At 38.1% G+C, this 19,320-nt stretch carries 20 protein-coding genes; 6 read left to right on the plus strand and 14 right to left on the minus strand.

Features of this window, described 5'->3' with window-relative positions; all coding sequences use genetic code 11:
* Nucleotides 1-192 precede the first annotated feature (192 nt).
* Together ACYSNQ_RS15120 and ACYSNQ_RS15125 are read right to left on the minus strand one after the other, a co-directional pair.
* Nucleotides 193-1,380: a M28 family metallopeptidase gene (locus tag ACYSNQ_RS15120; protein ID WP_426084416.1), complete on the minus strand. Its 1,188-nt coding sequence runs from the start codon at nucleotides 1,378-1,380 to the stop codon at nucleotides 193-195.
* Nucleotides 1,381-1,442: 62 nt separating this feature from the next.
* Nucleotides 1,443-2,258, minus strand: a complete 816-nt coding sequence (locus ACYSNQ_RS15125) for a MerR family transcriptional regulator (protein WP_426084417.1) — start codon at nucleotides 2,256-2,258, stop codon at nucleotides 1,443-1,445.
* A gap of 611 nt (nucleotides 2,259-2,869) precedes the next feature.
* Between ACYSNQ_RS15125 and ACYSNQ_RS15130 the strand changes: the two genes are divergently transcribed.
* Both ACYSNQ_RS15130 and ACYSNQ_RS15135 read left to right on the plus strand, forming a co-directional pair.
* Nucleotides 2,870-3,859 carry an Abi family protein gene (locus ACYSNQ_RS15130; RefSeq protein WP_426084418.1) on the plus strand — a complete coding sequence of 330 codons (990 nt, stop codon included), beginning with the start codon at nucleotides 2,870-2,872 and terminating at the stop codon, nucleotides 3,857-3,859.
* A 123-nt stretch (nucleotides 3,860-3,982) separates the two neighbouring features.
* Nucleotides 3,983-4,516 (plus strand): hypothetical protein, encoded by a 534-nt coding sequence (locus tag ACYSNQ_RS15135; protein WP_426084419.1) that lies wholly within the window; start codon nucleotides 3,983-3,985, stop codon nucleotides 4,514-4,516.
* Between the two features lie 78 nt (nucleotides 4,517-4,594).
* Here the strand turns inward: ACYSNQ_RS15135 and ACYSNQ_RS15140 are convergent, their stop codons facing one another.
* From ACYSNQ_RS15140 to gdhA, 3 genes are all read right to left on the minus strand, one after another.
* Nucleotides 4,595-4,801: a hypothetical protein gene (locus ACYSNQ_RS15140; protein WP_426084420.1), complete on the minus strand. Its 207-nt coding sequence runs from the start codon at nucleotides 4,799-4,801 to the stop codon at nucleotides 4,595-4,597.
* Nucleotides 4,802-5,096: 295 nt separating this feature from the next.
* Nucleotides 5,097-6,446: a glucose-6-phosphate isomerase gene (locus tag ACYSNQ_RS15145; protein WP_426084421.1), complete on the minus strand. Its 1,350-nt coding sequence runs from the start codon at nucleotides 6,444-6,446 to the stop codon at nucleotides 5,097-5,099.
* A gap of 256 nt (nucleotides 6,447-6,702) precedes the next feature.
* Complete coding sequence (gene gdhA / locus ACYSNQ_RS15150) at nucleotides 6,703-8,049, minus strand: NADP-specific glutamate dehydrogenase (RefSeq protein WP_426084422.1); 1,347 nt, start codon at nucleotides 8,047-8,049, stop codon at nucleotides 6,703-6,705.
* A 131-nt stretch (nucleotides 8,050-8,180) separates the two neighbouring features.
* Here gdhA and ACYSNQ_RS15155 point away from each other — a divergent pair, with 131 nt between their 5' ends.
* The 3 genes from ACYSNQ_RS15155 to ACYSNQ_RS15165 all read left to right on the plus strand — a co-directional run bounded on the left by ACYSNQ_RS15155 (nucleotide 8,181) and on the right by ACYSNQ_RS15165 (nucleotide 11,167).
* Entirely contained in the window at nucleotides 8,181-9,470 is a 1,290-nt protein-coding gene (locus ACYSNQ_RS15155) for a BaiN/RdsA family NAD(P)/FAD-dependent oxidoreductase (protein ID WP_426084423.1), read from the plus strand.
* Between the two features lie 380 nt (nucleotides 9,471-9,850).
* Nucleotides 9,851-10,282: a hypothetical protein gene (locus ACYSNQ_RS15160; protein WP_426084424.1), complete on the plus strand. Its 432-nt coding sequence runs from the start codon at nucleotides 9,851-9,853 to the stop codon at nucleotides 10,280-10,282.
* 714 nt (nucleotides 10,283-10,996) lie between these two features.
* Nucleotides 10,997-11,167 carry a transposase gene (locus ACYSNQ_RS15165; protein WP_426084425.1) on the plus strand — a complete coding sequence of 57 codons (171 nt, stop codon included), beginning with the start codon at nucleotides 10,997-10,999 and terminating at the stop codon, nucleotides 11,165-11,167.
* Nucleotides 11,168-11,594: 427 nt separating this feature from the next.
* On the opposite strand, the gene ACYSNQ_RS15170 is transcribed toward ACYSNQ_RS15165, so the two are convergent.
* Nucleotides 11,595-12,989 carry a 6-phospho-beta-glucosidase gene (locus ACYSNQ_RS15170; protein WP_426084426.1) on the minus strand — a complete coding sequence of 465 codons (1,395 nt, stop codon included), beginning with the start codon at nucleotides 12,987-12,989 and terminating at the stop codon, nucleotides 11,595-11,597.
* A gap of 281 nt (nucleotides 12,990-13,270) precedes the next feature.
* On the opposite strand from ACYSNQ_RS15170, the gene ACYSNQ_RS15175 reads away from it, so the two are divergent.
* Nucleotides 13,271-14,254, plus strand: coding sequence for a LacI family DNA-binding transcriptional regulator (locus ACYSNQ_RS15175; protein WP_426084427.1), 984 nt, complete (start codon nucleotides 13,271-13,273; stop codon nucleotides 14,252-14,254).
* Nucleotides 14,255-14,451: 197 nt separating this feature from the next.
* On the opposite strand, the gene ACYSNQ_RS15180 is transcribed toward ACYSNQ_RS15175, so the two are convergent.
* From ACYSNQ_RS15180 to ACYSNQ_RS15215, 8 genes are all read right to left on the minus strand, one after another.
* Nucleotides 14,452-14,904 (minus strand): GNAT family N-acetyltransferase, encoded by a 453-nt coding sequence (locus tag ACYSNQ_RS15180; RefSeq protein WP_426084428.1) that lies wholly within the window; start codon nucleotides 14,902-14,904, stop codon nucleotides 14,452-14,454.
* A gap of 186 nt (nucleotides 14,905-15,090) precedes the next feature.
* Nucleotides 15,091-16,353, minus strand: coding sequence for an ABC transporter permease (locus ACYSNQ_RS15185; RefSeq protein WP_426084429.1), 1,263 nt, complete (start codon nucleotides 16,351-16,353; stop codon nucleotides 15,091-15,093).
* Nucleotides 16,346-17,245 carry an ABC transporter ATP-binding protein gene (locus ACYSNQ_RS15190; protein WP_426084430.1) on the minus strand — a complete coding sequence of 300 codons (900 nt, stop codon included), beginning with the start codon at nucleotides 17,243-17,245 and terminating at the stop codon, nucleotides 16,346-16,348. Before ACYSNQ_RS15190 ends, ACYSNQ_RS15185 begins: the two co-directional genes overlap by 8 nt.
* Before the next feature lie 30 nt (nucleotides 17,246-17,275).
* Nucleotides 17,276-17,452: a DUF6440 family protein gene (locus ACYSNQ_RS15195; protein WP_426084431.1), complete on the minus strand. Its 177-nt coding sequence runs from the start codon at nucleotides 17,450-17,452 to the stop codon at nucleotides 17,276-17,278.
* Between the two features lie 15 nt (nucleotides 17,453-17,467).
* Nucleotides 17,468-18,157, minus strand: coding sequence for a DUF2812 domain-containing protein (locus tag ACYSNQ_RS15200; protein WP_426084432.1), 690 nt, complete (start codon nucleotides 18,155-18,157; stop codon nucleotides 17,468-17,470).
* A complete protein-coding gene (locus ACYSNQ_RS15205; protein ID WP_426084433.1) occupies nucleotides 18,147-18,470 on the minus strand; it encodes a PadR family transcriptional regulator in 324 nt (107 codons plus the stop codon). The genes ACYSNQ_RS15200 and ACYSNQ_RS15205 overlap by 11 nt, the downstream gene beginning before the upstream one ends.
* 96 nt (nucleotides 18,471-18,566) lie before the next feature.
* Nucleotides 18,567-19,025 (minus strand): DUF6442 family protein, encoded by a 459-nt coding sequence (locus tag ACYSNQ_RS15210; protein ID WP_426084434.1) that lies wholly within the window; start codon nucleotides 19,023-19,025, stop codon nucleotides 18,567-18,569.
* Nucleotides 19,022-19,231, minus strand: a complete 210-nt coding sequence (locus ACYSNQ_RS15215; protein WP_426084435.1) for a helix-turn-helix transcriptional regulator — start codon at nucleotides 19,229-19,231, stop codon at nucleotides 19,022-19,024. The genes ACYSNQ_RS15210 and ACYSNQ_RS15215 overlap by 4 nt, the downstream gene beginning before the upstream one ends.
* Between the last annotated feature and the right edge of the window lie 89 nt (nucleotides 19,232-19,320).

Below are 19,320 nucleotides of genomic sequence, written 5' to 3' on the forward strand. Positions count from 1 at the left end.
TAGTAAGAAAGTTTATTAATTTTTACAAAAATTACGCTCAAATAAAATTAGGAGTAGAAACTGATTATTGTTCCACGCTCTCATCAGCTATTTACATACTTTATATAAACAGCTTTTACTGCCGAAGATTACCAAGCATTCAAACGTCCAGAGGATTACAGAAAATCGGCTACAACTGGGGCGGTTGAAGTCCTACAATGATTGTTCCATCTCGCTGATTTTTAAAATATAGTCAGATACAAAATTTGCTGTCGGCAGAATCAATGAGCTATCCACTGTATCCATCGTGTCATTTGGTGTATGTGTATACTGCAAAGCTCCTTCAAAAAAATCAGAGGAAGTTACTGCCATGCACGGAACACCTTTAAACAGAAACGGTGCATGGTCGCCGGCATACCATTCTTTTCCTTTTACAATCATTGAATGAACAGGCAACACTTCATTAAGCTGCTGGTTGTACGCCTCATTAAAATTATAAAGAGAAACAGCTGTCTGTGAGCCTAGATGACAAGGTGAGTCAATATTAATCATGAGAGAAATTGGTTCGCTGTCTATCATGTTTAAGTAGGCAAGCTCTCCCGATGCTTCATAGTACTCTTCACTTGTAAAAGGAACAATATCCACTGTAAGGTCTGAAATTGCTAATAGTTCTGCTGTTTTAAGCAGGACAGCTGCTCCCATTCCATTATCAAGAGCTCCTGGAGTTCCATACTGTGTATCAATATGAGCCCCTACAATAATTCGTTTAGCTGAAGCACTGGATTTTTTTGAACCAATCAGCTGTCTGCCGGCGGCTGGCTGTTTTGCTGATTCAATAAGAAGCTCGGCAGCCGTTGCCTTCTCAGTAAGCAAAGAACGAATCTGATGAAACGTCTGCTGGTCAATCACAGCGGAGGGGATTAAAAAATTGCCATCCTCAAACAGCGGATGGGGTGTTTTCCCATTCAGCTCAGAAGGATTTGTTGCTGCCACAATAGCTGCCGGTTTTTTCCGTTCAATCAGATTAATCAGCTGTCTATGTTCATCAGGATAATAAAATGGATAATCTTTTGGTGATAACGGTGTCTCGGTTAAAACACCTGATAAGAGTAGAATCTTCCCTTCACATACCCCATGCTCCAGCTGTTCAAGTGTTTCAGCGGTACAAACCTTTTCAGTTCCTTTAAATGGCTCAGAGAATGGACTTGGTTCCACTGTAAATCGTTGTCCTCCAATGCAGATTGCAGAAGGGCCATACTCCCAAGTGCAGCAATCAAAAGGCAAAGAGGATACTGAATACCCCATCCTTTTTAGTCTTTTTTCAATTTGGTCAGTTAGTTCCTGATTTTTCCTTGTGCCAACTGGTCTTTCTTGTGATAAAGCATGTAACAGCTCCTGCATTATTGATTCCTCCCTTTTGAAATAAAAATCACTAACTTGTCAATCCAACAAGTCGAGCTCTTTCATTCAAAGTGTATCATGGGAATTAAGGGGTGGTGTGCATATGGAGGGTTAACATTTTGATCCGTTGTCAGTCTCTTCATTTCTTCAAATGCCGGAATAATAAATTGTGCTGCCTCTCCTAGGCGTGTCAGTTCATACAGCCAGCGGTCTCCTGCTGATACAAGTTCATCATATTCAGGATTGTTTAAAGCTGTACTAACTGACAGCACCTCTCCCTGATCATTCATGCTCAGACTCCTGTGTATGGCAGCAATACTATAGCCTACCCGAATCAGCATGTTAATAATTTTAATCCGATCTAGATCATTTTCAGCATACAGTGTCTCTTTTTTTCTCCCGATACCTGCTGAAAAAATCAGTCTGTTTCTTTCCCAGTTTCTGATTGTTTCCACTGTAACTCCCAAGTAGTTAGCTAATTTTTTTCTGGATAAACTCGGCTCTGCCGCAGTTAGCGATTGATCCTTGCTGGCAACTGCCCAATCCTGCAGCGCTTTTGCAGTACTTTGCGCAAGAACTATTTCCTGATTAATTAAGCAGAGATATCTTGCCGCAGCTTTAATACCTGCATTCCAATTTTTTTCTGCTGAAAGGGTCATCACTGCAATGCCTGCTTTTCTGAGTGAGCGGTTTGTGTAAGGATAACCAAAAATACATCGGCATATTTTTAACTGCTGGACATGGATATCCGTAAACATCCGATAGTTATTGCCTTTTCTGTCCGCTGTACTAATATACCCGGAGTGTTCATAAAGTCTGATTGTATTAGGATGGATGTTATAAAGCTTTGCCAGCTGAGCAGTTGTGTAGCTATTCATCCTGTTCCCTCCCTTTAAACTTCTATAGCTCAAATTATACACGAATGGAAGCTGCAACACTTTTGTTAGTTGAGGTTATCCTCTAAGTAAAATTCTTGATTTAAGATTCATCACAGTTAATTCGATGTAATATAGAGTTTATGGACCAAAGATATTTTCCTTCAAGCTTTTTTGTTCTAATTTTGACATCAGAAATTAACATTGCCCTTGCAAAATAAAAAAGCTACCTCACGGGTATGAGGTAGCAAAAAGGAGTTTTACTCTTTTCAGAGTAAAGTTAAAAAATAAAAGGTTGTTAGGAGTTCATTCTATTACAATACAATCTTTTTGTCAACTTATTTTTCTATTTAATTTATTTTTTCTTTTATATTAACTTCATTAAATAAAGTTTTCGTTATTTTAAAAGAAAAATCTTCTTACCTTTCACAGGCAAATAATCTAAAATACATTCACTCTTTATCAATCTAAGTTTAAAGCCTTAAGTACATTTACAATGTTGACATAATGTCATATTTTAGTTATCATGATAATGTTATTATAATAACTAAAAAACGGGTGCCTTGCACCTCTATCTCACTCTACAGTGAGATTTTTTCGTTGAAGGAGCAAAAATGGAAGACAAAACATTTAAAACTTTAGATGATCAAATAAACATCCTTAAATCTAGAAATATGCGGTTTAGAGATGAAGAACAGGCAAAATTCGTCCTAATTAACAATTCATATTACGGTATTATAAATAGCTATAAGGAGCTGTTCAGTAAGGATATGGCAAATGATTACCACAATCAGCTGTTTGAAGATATCTTAGAAGATACACTACTCCTGTGTGATTTTGACAAAAATTTAGCAGCGATTCTTTACAAATATATGATGATGATTGAAACCACGTTTAAATCTTCTTTAAGCTACTATATCGCACTTGAATTAGGAGCTGAGCAAGATGCCTATCTAAGCAAGCATAATTATTCCAATGGCTATCGTGTACAGATTGGGCGTTATAAAGGTGTTTTTTCTATTGAAAAAACGTTTGATAAAATTACAAAAAAAATAAATGATAACAGAATTTCATCCATCCAGCATTTTCAAGAACAGCACGGAAATGTTCCTCCTTGGATTGTAGCCCCTACCCTAAGTCTAGGTGTTGTTTATGAATGGTATCGACTTTGTAAGCCACCTATAAAAACAAATACAGTAAATGTATTTTTATATCCGGATAGACCAGATGAACTAAAGAAAGAACTTTTTTTACAAGCAATGAAGGTGGTTCATCTTTATCGAAATATTGCAGCTCATGGTTCACGGCTGCTGATTCATGAAATTCCTCAAAGTGCTCGTTTAAAAGAACGGCTCGTAGGAAAATATACAACCAGCTGCTTATTTTCTCAAAGCTATATCTATGATCGAACTTTTCGGATTTTTGCTTTATTTACTTCAATTTGTTTGCTGCTATCTAATCGTTCCAACACAAAAACTAATTTTATCAGTGAAATTGGCTATCTGTTTCATCAGCTGGAAATGGAGAATAAAGAAATCTATCAGAGGCTTCTTTATCGGACTTTTTTACCTAAAAATTTTATTGAGTTATTAAGAGAAATCTAATTCCACTACCAAAGAATGATTGAAAATTCACAAAATATATTTTTTACTAAAAGTTTGATTTTATCATTTTTATCCTTTATACTTAAATGTGAATAAAATCTAACATTAGAAAGGAAGGAATATATGAAAAAAATAGTTTGGATTTTCTCATTGGTAATTTTTAGTCTTTTTACTTGGGGTTCGGAAGCTTCTGCTGAAACTGCAGATTCTATTGCAAAAGAAGATAATATTGAAGCGATTGCTCGTTTGAAGGAATTAGATGGACTCGAAAGCTGTCCTATTCCATTGGAAAATTTGACCACTCGTCAGCCAGCCGATTTAAGCAGCCAGACTCTCTCGCCACTACTGAGAAACCCATCAAATCGTAAAATATTTCGCTACGATGCTTACAGCTATGTTTATAATATTTGGCAGTTTTACAGTCCAGAGCTGGCGCCTGTTGGTTTTAACTGGTTTGATAATGGTATTCCCTATACAGCAGTTTCAACCGACTATATAAAAAATGGTTTTCGTTTTACCAATAATGTTTGGGACTCAGGTGTAGGCGGCTGGGATTTAGGCCGCTACTGGCGTAATTTTTCTACACGTTATCATGATGGACAAATTTTGACTTTTTGGGCCAGAGTAGATAATTTGTATCAGCTGCTTTATTATTAATGTTGTAGAAAAAGTAGATTTCGTTTAATAACGCCCTGCCTATGAGGTACATAAGCAGGGCGTTATCATTCTCTCATCTTACACAATCTGAAGATTTCTATAATTAACAACTGTTCTAAGTTTCCTTTGATTGTCTAAAACAACAACTGCGGCATTTCCCAGCATTTTTTCAATGTATCCAATCTGTGTTTCTTTTCCCTGGATGAAAGCAACCTGCTGATTCACATAAAAGCCTATTGATAATGAAGATAGCTCAATAGCTTTAGGACCATATTGTCTTCCCATAGTAGACCTCTTTTCTTAACTTTTGCCAGCGTTTCGTTTACTTATGCAAAATGACGATTGACTATCGATCGGTCAAAGTTCAGTATTTACACTTCTTTGAAGATCCGCCTCGCTATTTTATGAAATGAAAGCAAGGCTTTCCTTAAAATCAGGGAATAGACCTATCTTTATAGTAACACAGAATGAGGTATGCCCCTAATCTCCTCAAATATTTCTTTAACCATAAAACAAAAAACTGCTAAAAAGATGTTTAAATCTTTTTAGCAGTTTTAATCTTAATACCTAGGTTAAAGACTTATAAACGTTCGTTTAATTCTTTAGCTAACTCTTCAAAGCCAGGTTTGCCAAGTAACGCAAACATGTTCGCTTTATAAGCTTCCACTCCTGGCTGGTCAAATGGGTTTACACCATTTAAGTAGCCAGAAATTCCTACAGCAATTTCAAAGAAGTACATAACATATCCTAATGAATATTCATCCATTTTTGGAACATTCACAATCATATTTGGTACGTTGCCGTCTGTATGAGCCAATAAAGTCCCTTCAAAGGCTTTAGTATTCACATAGTCAATTTCTTTACCCTGCAAATATCCTAGACCGTCCAAATCTTCATCCTGTACTGGAATTTTTAGTGAATGACGAGGCGTTTCAATTTTCACCACTGTTTCAAATAAATTGCGCATGCCATCTTGAACATATTGCCCCATAGAATGCAAATCAGTAGAAAAATCTGCTGCTGCCGGGAAAATACCTTTTTGGTCTTTTCCTTCTGATTCACCATAAAGCTGTTTCCACCATTCAGAGAAGTAGTGCATGCCCGGCTCGTAGTTGATCAGCATTTCAGTGGTTTTCCCTTTACGGTATAAGATATTACGAAGTGCTGCATATTGATACGCTTCGTTTTCTTTCAAGTCAGTTGTTGCTGCATACTCTTTACGAGCATCATTTGCACCAGACATCAATGCATCTATATCTGCTCCGCTTACAGCAATCGGCAATAGCCCTACAGGTGTCAGAACAGTGAAACGTCCGCCGACATCATCAGGAATAACAAATGTTTCCCAGTTTTCAGCATCTGCCTCAACTTTAACCGCACCTTTTGCTCGGTCAGTTGTTGCATAAATACGTTTATTCGCTTCTTCTTTACCATATTTTTTGATTAGCAATTCCTTGAAGACACGGAAAGCAATCGCTGGTTCTGTTGTTGTTCCTGATTTAGAAATAACATTTACAGAAAAATCGCGGTCGCCGATTAGATGAATCAAGTCCGCTAAATACGTGGAGCTGATGCTGTTTCCTGCAAAGAATACTTGCGGCGCCTTACGTTCTTCTTTTGTTAATACATTGCTGAAAGAATGTTGTAAAAACTCAATAGCAGCACGGGCACCTAAGTAAGAGCCCCCGATACCAATAACAACAAGTACTTCAGAATCAGACTGAATTTTTTCCGCTGCTTTCTTAATGCGGGCAAATTCCTCTTTATCATAGTTTTCAGGCAAATCAATCCACCCAGTATAGTCGTTTCCGGCACCTGTACCTTCTCGCAATGCTTTATCTACTGCATCGACTTGAGTTTGCATATATTCCAATTCATGATCAGCAACAAATGGTGCTAATTTGGAATAGTCAAATCTAATGTGTGACATTCCTTCTCCTCCTTGAAAGTAAACTTATTACACTATTACTTTACGTTCTTTTATCATATTTTTCAAGTAAATTATAACTGTATAGACCAATATCAAAAACTGAATGACTCCCTTTACTCATAAGAGAGTTTAAAAATCACCATAGCAATACTCTATTTCTCTATCAACAGTTTTCTTTCACTAATAAATCCGGCTCATAAAGCGAACGAACTATTTTACTAATCCAGCTGGGAAAAAGCGATGATTACACTGTCTGCTAGACCAGTCCCTGACTCAGCATCGCCTTAGCTACTTTTTCAAAACCAGCTATATTGGCCCCAAGAACATAATTATCTTTTGCTCCATATTCAGCAGCTGTATCACGACATTTTTCATAAATATTTTTCATAATATCATCAAGCATACTGTCTACCTTTTCAAAAGACCATGACAAACGCTCGGAGTTCTGGCTCATTTCCAAAGCAGAAACTGCTACACCGCCAGCATTGGCAGCTTTCCCAGGACAGTAAAGAACTCCATGCTGTTCAAATACATGGACAGCATCTAAGGTACAAGGCATGTTTGCCCCCTCAGCTACAATTTTCCCGCCGTTTTCAACTAGAACTGCGGCCTGTTCAGCGTTAATTTCATTTTGCGTAGCACACGGCAATGCAATATCATAGGCAGTCTTAAAATCCCAAACAGACTGACCGTCGTAATATTGAGCTTCTTTATGTGTAGCAACATATTTTGAAATGCGTTCTCTGTTTTTCTCTTTCAGCTCTTTAACCAGTTCAACATCAATTCCATTCGGATCATAGACAAAACCATTGGAATCAGAACAAGTCAACACGGTAGCACCTAGCTCTTTGGCCTTTTCCATTGCATAAATCGCTACATTTCCGCTGCCTGACACGACGACTTTCTTTCCTTCAAAAGAATCCTTGCGATCAGCAAGCAGGTGACGAACGAAATAGACTGCACCGTAGCCTGTCGCCTCTGTTCTTGTTTGGCTGCCCCAGTATGTTAATGGCTTACCCGTTAGAACGCCCGCATCATAATTTCTCAAACGTTTGTAGGTCCCGTATAAATACCCAATTTCACGGGCCCCCACACCAATATCCCCAGCCGGAACATCCGTATTAGGTCCAATGTGCTTGTGCAGCTCAGTCATGAAGCTTTGACAAAAGCGCATAACTTCACTGTCAGATTTTCCTTTTGGATCAAAATCACTGCCGCCTTTTCCGCCGCCAATCGGCAGTCCTGTTAAGCTGTTTTTGAAGATTTGTTCAAACGCCAAAAATTTCAAAACACTAACATTTACGCTTGGATGGAAGCGCAGGCCGCCTTTATAAGGACCAATTGCTGAGTTGTATTGAACCCGATAGCCTCGGTTCACCCGCCATTTTCCTTCATCATCCTGCCAAGGAACTCTAAATTGAATAACCCTTTCCGGTTCAATTAGCAGCTCTAAGATATTCGCTTCTGCAAATTCCGGATTTTCTTTCAGAAATGCTTCCATACTTGGCAAAAATTCATCAATTGCTTGCAGGTATTCTGTTTGCCCCTCTTCCTTCACTTCAAGTTTTTCCCGAATTTCTTTAACATAGTTTGTTATATTCATACATTCACCTTACCCTTCAGCTTTCTTTTCATTTTACAGGAAACAGCAGATTTTTCCAGCTAAAACATGAAAAAAACCAAAAAACTTTTTCATGTTTTGTGATACACTGTTTATTGAATTGGAGGTCAATCATGAATAATAAATTTGATGTCATCGTTATCGGTGCCGGGACTAGCGGATTAATGGCGGCAATTGCTGCTGCAGAAGCAGGCAGCCGCGTCCTGCTTCTGGAAAAGAATAAACGGATTGGAAAAAAACTTTTATTGACGGGCGGCGGCAGGTGCAATGTAACCAATAAACGAACACCTGAAGAGATTATCGAACATATTCCTGGAAACGGAAAATTTCTTTATAGTGCCTTTTCCCAATATACGAATCAAGACATCATCCATTTTTTTGAATCAAATGGAGTGTCGCTAAAAGAAGAAGATCACGGCCGGATGTTTCCTGTTACTGACCGCTCCCAAACAATTGTCGAAGCACTTTATGCTAAGCTGATGGAATTAGGCGGCACACTCTATACAGAAGCTCCTGTTAAGCGGCTTCTCCGAAAAGAGCAGCAAATCATTGGTGTTGAGCTAAAAAACAAAAAAATATATGCACCCTGTGTCATTGTTTCAACTGGAGGAAAAACCTACCCTTCCACTGGTTCAACAGGTGACGGGTATATCTTTGCTAAAGCACTGGGGCACCATATTGAGCCCTTATATCCAACGGAGTCACCTATACGTTCTGAGGAAGCTTTTATTAAGAACAAAACCCTTCAGGGGATTTCTTTAAGAGACGTTCAGCTCGCTGTTTTGGGAGAAAACGGAAAACCTGTTACCTCCCATCAGATGGATCTTTTGTTTACACACTTTGGACTGTCTGGTCCAGCAGCATTACGGTGTTCCAGCTTTGTCAATCAACTACTCAAAAAAAATCCGGAGCAGCCAGTCAAACTCACACTTGACATTTTTCCAGATAAATCTTTGCAGGAGCTTTTGTCTGAGATTAAGAAGAAAATAGCAAAAACATCAGAAAAACAGCTCAAAAATTCTCTGAAGCAGCTGCTGCCGGAACGCTTACTTGAATTTTTCCTTGACCGCCATACTTTACTATCACTGACTGGTCGTCAAGTAACTGAACAGCAGCTTGAGGATTTAGCAGTTGAAATGAAGAATTTTATCATCTTAGCGACAGGCACCTTCCCCTTAGAAAAATCATTTGTAACCGGAGGTGGTGTTTCACTAAAAGAAATTCAGCCAAAAACACTGGAAAGTAAACTTGTTCAGGGATTGTTTTTCTGCGGTGAGGTCTTAGACATCAACGGCTATACCGGCGGTTATAATATTACTGCTGCTTTAGTTACAGGTCATACAGCTGGGGTGCATGCTGCTGAAATTGCAGAATATAGTGCTTACCTGCTTGATGATTATTAGAAACTAAGCTGGAGGCATAACTAAAATTCTACTCTATGTATTTGCACCCTCCGAATAAACAGCAAAACAGATGCAGCTTCTTTTTTTGAAAAAACTGTTTCATCACACTAGTGTTGAAGCTGGAATCACGATCACTCATCCGGCGTAAACAACTATTGACGGAGAAACTGTACTTGCTATGGTTCGCTTGATTAGTTGTTTTTCACTCTACGAATACGCTGCTTATTTTCATTTAGCTAATGATGGTTCGTACTGTTTTACAGAAATTTTCAATCAGCTACAACCAGAGTAGCAGAAAACTTTCATAAGAAATCGGTCAAAAGGCTGATTTCTTTTTTTTAGTTCCATGGGAAAATAGATTCATACAGGAGGTGAACACAATGAAAATTAAAATCAAAAAAGAAACCCACTGGGGTTGCTTAAAACCATTAAATGTTTATGTAAATGATGAAAAAAGAGGGAAACTATTCAACTGTATCTCATTGAATCTGGATGTTCAACCAGGAGATGAAATCAGCTTTAAAGAGGGACCGTTTCCGGCCTTTAAAAAAATTGAAGTAGCTCCTCATACAAAAGAAATCGTAATTAAAAATTCTAATAACTTACAGCCATTATTCGTTAAATTTCTGCTATTGTTCTTTGTATTCGTAATTTCTTGTCTGGTCATCCAGTCTATGCTGTTCTTTGCAGCATTCGTTATCGCTTTGTTCCTAGGCTTCGTCTCTATTTTCAGACTTCAATCCTATCAGTTTGAGATTGACGGTCATCCCGAATGGCAGTCGTTGGAACGCTCAATCAAACTGTTCAAATAGAATAATAAAAACGTTAAGAGAGTGGGATTTTTTAAATCCTACTCTCTTTTTTGGTTCTATAATATTTTGTGTTGGTGGAAAATCTGCCAACACTTTTTTAAGTGTTCAAACACAAAAAAGGAACAATAAACTGATAAAATGAAATCGTCTAAAACCACAAATCATCAGAAAGCTTGTTCCCTATGGATAAGAATACCAGAAAATTGCTTGGACTAACAGATAAACACCTCTCCTTTGGAGAGGATTGGCTTGAATATAGATTAATGAAAAGTGTTCAGGCTCAGGTAATCAAAGCAACCCTTACCTATCGACCAACACATTGTGAGAAATGTGGGGTAAAAAAATCAAGGGCAAATAATTAAGAATGGTCATCACCTAACCAACGCTCAACTTCCTGTGTTTAATGAGCGCTTGACCTTCTTAGAACTAAAGCGCTCCCGATTTCTTTGTCGTGAGCGTGGAAAAACCTTTCATGCTCATACAGAGCTGATTGAAGAACATCATCATCTGTCTAAGCAGCTCTGTCTACAAATTATGCTTGATTTAAAGAAGAATGTCTTTAGAAAACAGATTGCTCAAAAACATTTTGTTTCAGATGTGACCATTCTTCGCTTAATGGAAGAACTCTCTGCTTCCTATCGCTCTAATTGACAGTTTCTTCCGAAAATTCTATGTATCGATGAATTCAAGGCAACAAAATGCTGTCAAGGAGCGATGAGTTTCATTTGTGTCAGTGGAGAAACCAACAAGATTAAAGTCAGCAAGCGCGTTGCCTATGGTTATCGTAATTTTTATCGTTTCCGTTCACGCATTTATATTATTCAAGGTCTTATTTTTTCACCACATGAAAAAGAGAAACAAGCGAATATCTCCGCAGCTTTATAGGCAAATCGAGAATTACCAGTTCCACTTGTGTAGGAACATTTAGTGGGATGGTATGCGTACGATGATAGATGAATGTGTAACATTCATACCTTATATTAGAGCTAGCTGTCCAGCTACGAATATACCTTGTGGAGCCTGCCTCTGCGATTACTCGAGGCAAAGCATAATAAATTTATAGGCTTAGCTGCCCAAATCATTCGCTTTATTCTCCCTTTTTCAAAAAAGAACTTGGAACAAAATCAGAGAATCTCTGTTTTTTTCGTTCCAAGTCCTTCAATTTTTTTCAGTTTTTGTCCTACCAACACAATTTGACGTAGAACCTCTTTTTTCAAATTTTTTTTACAAAAAAAGTCTGGAATAAAAGTACATTCCAGACTTTTAGTATGTCGAAATTCGAATAAACAGTGGTACGAAAGTTGTTAACTTTCTAGTTACTCTTCATTAATTCAGTCACATAAGCAACTGTTTCAGGCTGTTCTTTTTCGATTTTTGCTATAGAGTCAGCAAAATTCGGCAGGTGATCCTTGTGAGCAATCAGAAGCTCATCAAGTAATGTTTTCGCCATTGTTCCGCCTGGTACTAATGGATTTACAGTGAACGCATGTAGTGCTGCACCGTAGTCGCCATCAATTGCCGCACGTATTACTGTTTCTTCCATGCCTTTCATGTTTTGAATAATGCCGCGGGCTGCCGGCGGGAATGCTCCCCAGTTATAAGGTTCATGTCCATGAGAGGTTACCGGACCAGAAACTTCAACAACACAATCATATGGTAAATCAGTAATTGTTCCGTTATTTTCAGTAGAAACAACCATGTCCGTGCGTTTATCATTGTAGATAGATGCAATCATTTCACAGGCTGCATCACTGTAGTGCGTACCGCCGCGTTGTTCTAATTCTTTTGGTTTGTAGTCTAGCTTAGGATCTTTATAAAGCTCAAACAAACGAGTTTCTGTTTCTTTAACGACCTGAGCTCTGGTTTCTCCCTTTTCAAACTCTTCAACAGAATGCTTCAGCATTTCGTCTTCAATATAGTAATAGCGATGATAGCCGCAAGGCAGCATCCCTAAATCTTTTAGCTGCTCGTAATGGAACGGCGCATCCCAGATGTTTTTCAAATGACTTTCCTGTTCATTTTTTGGTCCGTAAATTAAGTCAATTAATTCCTGAGTCCGCTCGTTGCCTTCTTTATCCCAAACCCGGTGCCAATGGAAATGGTTAATCCCTGCAAATTTAAAGAATAAATCTTCTTCTGGCACACCCAGTTTTTCAGCTGCTTGTTTTCTATGTCCAATTGGTACATTACACAAACCGACGGTCTTTTTCCAGCCGCCATGTTTAATTGCGGCTTCAGTTACCATTCCTGCCGGATTAGTAAAGTTCACTAGCCATGCTTCTGGACAAAGCTCTTTCATGTCATTAATAATGCCTAAAATCACAGGAATTGTCCGGAAAGCCTTAAACATTCCACCAGCGCCGTTTGTTTCTTGTCCCAGTACACCATGAGACAACGGAATACGTTCATCCTTAATACGTGCTTCTAATAAACCTACCCGAAACTGTGTTGAAACGAAATCAGCATCCTTTAATGCTTCACGGCGATCCAAAGTCAAATGAACTTCCCAGTCCAATCCGGCTGCCTTCACCATCCGTTTTGCCATTTCTCCCACAATTTCCAGTTTTTCTTTTCCTGCTTCAATATCTACTAACCAGATTTCTTTGATCGGTAGTTCATCTTTCCGTTTGATATACCCTTCGATCAATTCAGGTGTATAACTTGAACCTCCACCAATTGTTGCGATTTTCAGTGCTCCTCTTGACATATAGTTCCCTCCTGGTATTTTTTCAGATAGTTATCTGATATCGTTTACATTTACATTCTAATTTGTGGGAACATTCCCATGTCAAGCGTTTTCCTAAATTTTTTTAGCAGCTGATTTTCTAATTAAGACCTCTTCAAGATTTTGGACTGCTTATGCTTTGAGATCTGCTTAACTAAACTTCCTTAATACTGCTTTTCTCATTTCTTTTTCCTGTAGAATTGAAGTCAAAAAAATTATCCAGTATACTGAGAGAAGCATGAAAATCTGGAGGCGATCTGCCTATGACAACTATCATCGATGTAGCCAAACAGGCAAATGTATCAAAATCAACTGTATCAAGAGTTATCTCAGGAAACGGCTATGTTAGTAAGGACAGCCGTGAAAAGGTGCTGAAAGCGATGGAACAGCTGGCTTACTCCCCTAACCTGATTGCAAGGAATCTTCAAAGCGGAGAAACGAAAACAATTGGTTTCCTAGCTCACGGCTATTTTGATTTACTAGGATTATTTTTAAGTAACTTTATCTCAATTGCCAAAACGCATAATTATTATGTCACTCTCTACTTTACTGATGGAGACAAAAAAAAGGAAATTGATGCCTTAAATCAAATGAAGTACAAACAGCTGGACGGCGTTTTTATTTTGACCAGAGCAAACGACTGGGATGTCATCGAACCGTATACGATGTATGGGCCAATAGCTACTTGGCACCGTATTGATTCTGAACGTATCTATTCAGCCTATGTAGATCACTATTCCGGCTATTTCGATTCATTGGACTATCTTTATCGGCAAGGCTACCGAAAAATCGGACATGTGATGGGGAATCCCAAGAATTTGAATACTAAAGCCCGGATCAAAGCGATTGACAGCTTCTATCAGGAAAAAGAATTGGTTTTGAATAAAGACTGGGTTTTCTATGATATGATGCGGGAAACCAGCGGAATCAAGCTGGCTTACCAATGGCATCATATGAAAGAACGGCCGGATGCGATGGCTTTTTATACCGATTCCGTTGCAGCTGAATTTATATCTGAATTACAAAACTTAGAATATGAGGTTCCCGCAGACGTTGCAGTCATTGGTTTTGATAATAGTGACCTCAGCAAACTGATGCACATGACAACTGTTGACTACTCAATCAATCATCAAGCTGAAAATTCTTTTATCCATATTTATAACCAGCTGAATAAAGACACTCTGCATAAACGGCCTCTAGATGTTCAACTGATCGAGCGGAAGACTACGCCAAGAATCATCAGCTAACTATACTTATACTCTGAAAAAGAGAACCAGCTCATGCCACACTGGCATTTAAATACGAAGGCACTCTCATTTTGATAAAAAATACTGTAGTTCTCTTAAGGAATTATTGCTTTTACTTGAGAGAATATACCAATCAATAGCCAAAAGCCGTGACCCTTTCAATCACGGCTTCTGGCTATTATTTAGTTGAAGAATGCTTACAGTGCACTTAGCTCCATTTTAAGATATACCTTATCCTTTAATTGGATGCCGTCTTCAAACATAGGCTCCTTATAGTGCTCTATGAAGTAATTTTCAAGACGAGAAAAAATTTTAAAGCCACAGCTTTCATAAAACGAAAGAATCCAAGGTACATCGCCAGTGCCAGCAAGCATAGCTGTACCCTGACCTTGGTAATAATTGGCGATATAGCTAATCAAATGCTTGCCATACCCTCTCCCCTGAAATTGTTCATAGGTAGCTAAATTTTGCAGCTCATAGATTCCTTCTCCCTCATCTGTTACCACACAAATACTTTTTAACCCATTATCATATAATGCGAAAAGCTGCCCTCTTTCCAAATACTTATCAATCCTATGCTCTTCTTCATCCGCTAAAAGCAATAAATCTAAAAAATCCTTTTTATGTTCATTGATAAGTTGTATCTCCATATAACCCTTCCTCTCAGATAGTTAGCTCTTTTTGCCCTCTTCGAGACACAATCTAACAGTATTCCAGCAGTTAATCACCACTGCTTAATACCTTCTTTGCTTCTTTCCCATCGTTCATTTGCACATCAGCAAAAATAGAGAGTGGGCTATAAATGACCCGACTCTCCTTCATATACTTAAAAAATACTATGCTTTTTTACGTTCATTTTTCAGAATAGAAAGTGATTGCTTCAATGATTTTAGAACGCCGCCTTCACTGTAAACCAGTACATTTGATTTATACAGCTTCGCTGAGAAGAGCGTCAGTAGAATGCCGAAGGCTAACAAAATAGCGATTGAAATCATTACACCTGATGTCGAAACTGTTTCACTTGCCAGTCTGATTGGCATAATGAATGATGAAATCAATGGGACATAGGATGTAATCCGAATAATAATATTTTGCGGATCTGTTGTACCTAAGGTCAAACCGATAAAATAGCCAATCATCGCAAGATAGATAATAGGTTGTACCGCTTTCGGCGTATCCTCTGGCTTAGAGACTAGGGAGCCACACAAAGCAGCTAGTACAGAATAGACAAACACGCCTAACAGGAAGAACACAGTAGTAAAACCAATAAAGTTTCCTAAAATATTTTCCATTGAGATGCCTGACAAGAAGCTCTTCACAATATCTAGATCTTTGAATTGATTATAGCCAATCCCAACTGCTGCTGCATAAATTGCAATTTGAGTTAAAGCTACTAGAATAACACCAGTCAGTTTCCCATAGAAATGTGTCTGAGCCTTGGTGCTGGAAAGAATAACTTCCATGATTCTTGTTCCTTTTTCAGAAGCAATTTCCTGTGCAATAATTGAAGCATAGGTGATAATAATCATCCAGAGAATAATAGTTACTACAAATGAAATCGCTGTTTGGAAGGCTGTATTGTCTTCTCCCTCGTTCATTTTGCCATTCTCATCGAAACTAACCTTTGTTTTTGCAAAGCTCGCCGGCTGCTGTAAACTAGCAACCTGTTCCGGTGTCAAATTCAATTTACCCGCATTTACTGAGCCTTGAATGTTATTCAAAATCTGTTGAAGCATTAAATCTGTAGTTGAACCCATGGAAGACTCAGAATATAATCTCCCTTTGATTGTTTCACCAGATGTATCAATGGTCATAAATGCTTCAATTTTTTCATTTTTTAACTGTTTCTCTGCTTCTTTTTGTGAAGCAACTGTTTTAAATTTAAAGTCCTCGATTTCAGCACTTGTTAATTGCTCCGCCAATACGGCATCATCGGAAACAATCCCAATCGTTTCAGCTTCGGAAAATCCTCCCGAAAGAGAAACAGCAGCATACATAATTCCCATCAAAAGGAAGGGCGCTAAAATCATAATAACAAATGACGCTGATTTTACATTCTTTTTATAGACATCTGATGCAATTATCCAAAACTTACTCATTTGGTTCACCTGCTTTCATCTTGAATATTTCTTCTAAGGTTGGCGGTTGTTGATTGAACATTGGAATATAGCCGAATTGTGTTGCTCTGGTGAATATTTCTTCTCCGGCCTTTGGATCGTTTAATGTTGCTTCAACAACACCATCTCCTCGTTTCACTGCTGAGGCAACTCCATTTATAGAGGAAACGTCTTCTGCTGTCAGCGCAGATTCTAAAAAGACTTTTGTACGTCCAAAGCTTTCACGAATCTCATGAACTTTCCCGTTCAACACCATCTTTCCGCTCCTCAACATCAACAGGTGATCACAAATTTTCTCAACGTTATCCATGTTGTGGCTTGAAAAAATGACACATGACCCTTTTTTCTTTAATTCAATGATGCCGTCTTTTAGCAACTCTGCATTTACTGGGTCAAGACCACTGAAGGGCTCATCCAAAATGACTAGCTTTGGTTCATGAATTAGAGTGGCAATCAGCTGAACCTTTTGCTGATTCCCTTTGGAAAGTGATTTCACTTTATCGGTTTTCTTACCTTTAACTTTAAATTTTTCCATCCATTCGTCAATTTTCGGCTTGATTTCTTTTTTATTTTTCCCTCTTAATTCAGCAAAATAAATCAGCTGCTCTTCAATTGACACTTTTGGATACAATCCGCGTTCTTCCGGCAAGTAGCCAATATCATTATAATCCTTACCGCTTAGTTCATGACCATTCCATAGAACCGTTCCACTATCTTGTGTAAGGAAGTCCAAAATCAATCGGAAGGTTGTTGTTTTACCTGCCCCGTTCTGTCCAATTAGCCCTAAAATTTTACCATCTGGTATTTCAAAAGAAATATTATCGACCGCAGTATAGTCGCCAAATGTTTTAACCAAATTTTTCACTTCTAACATTTCATACCCTCCAATTTTTTCTGTAGTCAGTTATTTTGTAATCACCGGTTTTCCGTCCTGGTCCAGCAGCACTGTTAATCCTCCTGCGTAGCCAGATCCAACAAACAGGTAGTTGACTCCTGTTTCCTTATCCACAATAATGCATGTTTGTTCCTTCAACATACCAAGACTTTCTCTTTGTAAAAGTTCAAATCTTTTATCAGCCATTAAAATCACTCCTTTCTAAATAATTCCTTGAAGTAAAATACTTAAAAAAATTCCTATTATTCCACCGATAATGGTTAGAATAATAATGTCTCTGAACACCTTTTGCCTTTTGGCGAACTGTTCTGGCCGAGAGAAGAACTTCCGCCGATCTCTGTAAAACACAAGAGAATATACTACGTTAATTGCAATTGAAAGCGGCATGACCGTAAAAACAGTTCCTAATAAAAACAAGATAAAGCGTGATATAAGGTAGAGAGCTGTTACTGATGTGTGGGGTTCTCTTGTAAGAAAGGCCAGCCAATAGAGCAGCAATCCAAACGGAACAAACAACAGATTACGCCAAAACATCCAAAGCCATTCTTTACGCATCCGCAGCCAATAGCTTTCTTCGTCAGAATAAATCGAGGAAACACAAGGATCTGCTTTAAAATAAAAATATTTTTTCTTATGATTGGAAATACATTCCCAGCCAGCTTCCTGATAAATCGTTAGATAGTCGTCCAGCTCATCTCGTTCTCCTGAAAAAAAATCTACAGAAAATTTTTTAATCTCAGGTGCATTTTTTTGAAATTCCAGAAAACCAAAGTTATTTAGCTTTATGAACTGCCAGCCTAGCTGTGCTTGTTCCCTCAGCACCTCCATCTCCTTTTCCGGATAAAGAGCAACACCTTTTGAAAGCACATATTTTTTTCCCTTAATGATCATCGTACTTTCTCCTTCTTTCAGCAACTAAAAATTCTCCGGCCTGATAAAGAAGTTTTCTGCGGCTGATGTCTTTTTCCAAAACATCAAGTCCCTCCTCAGTAATTAAATAAATCTTCTTACGTTCCGAATTTTCTTCCAGAGTAATATAACCGCTCTTTTGCAGCTTCTTCAAAATGGTATACATACTTGCCGGACCGATGGAAACCTTACCGTCGGTCAACTCGCTAATCTGTTTCATAATGGCATATCCATGCTGAGGCTGCAGCAAAGTAAGCAAAATCAGATAACTAGAGTCTGTCAGTGTCTCGTCCATTAAGATTCCCTCACTATATCATCTTTAGATATATCATCGAGCGATATATCGCTTAACGATATATTAGCTGAATGATTTTCATTTGTCAATTACTATTTACATTTTTTTCTGGTAATAATAAGAGGCAATTACATAGAGAACTAAAAATAGACAGATCAGGACAGAAAGAGCAACGCTATAACCCGGGTTGATAAATCCGCAGATTATTGCCGTTACTGCTAAAATGAAAATAAAAATTCTAGCTGTCAGAACCATTGCTCTTGTATTAATCTCAACATTTCGCTCATCAAATTCTTCCCGCCGGTTTTTCTCCATCTTCTTTTCATTTTTCAGCATTCGATTATTTTGAATGAACATCAAAATCCCAACAGCTCCTAATCCCACGCTCATTCCGTTAAGGTAGCTCGAAGTATGCTCATCATTAAATAATAAAAAGGATAAGCTGCCTATTAGTAAACTCGCAGCAATCATTCCAATAAACAACAGTCTCCGCCGTTGAAGAATTGCTCGATAATCTTTCGAATTATGCGCTTGAGCTTTCGGCCAAAATTTCATATATTCTCCTCCTCTAAATCAAATATAAAAATATCTTCGATTGGCTGATTAAAAAACTGTGCAATTTTGTGTGCTAAGACTAACGATGCGTTGTACTTGCCATTTTCCAAGGAAATAATAGTTTGCCTAGTAACACTTACAGCGTCGGCAAGTTCACTTTGAGTAATTTTCTGCTTTTTTCGAAGCTGTTGTATTTTATTCTGCACATGACTTCTCCTCTCTAGAAAGTATAGTCAGCTTTACAAAAAAAGTATAGCTCACTATACAAAAAAAGTAAAGCCCCCTTTACAGATTT

This window comes from Enterococcus sp. LJL51, from assembly GCF_054871795.1.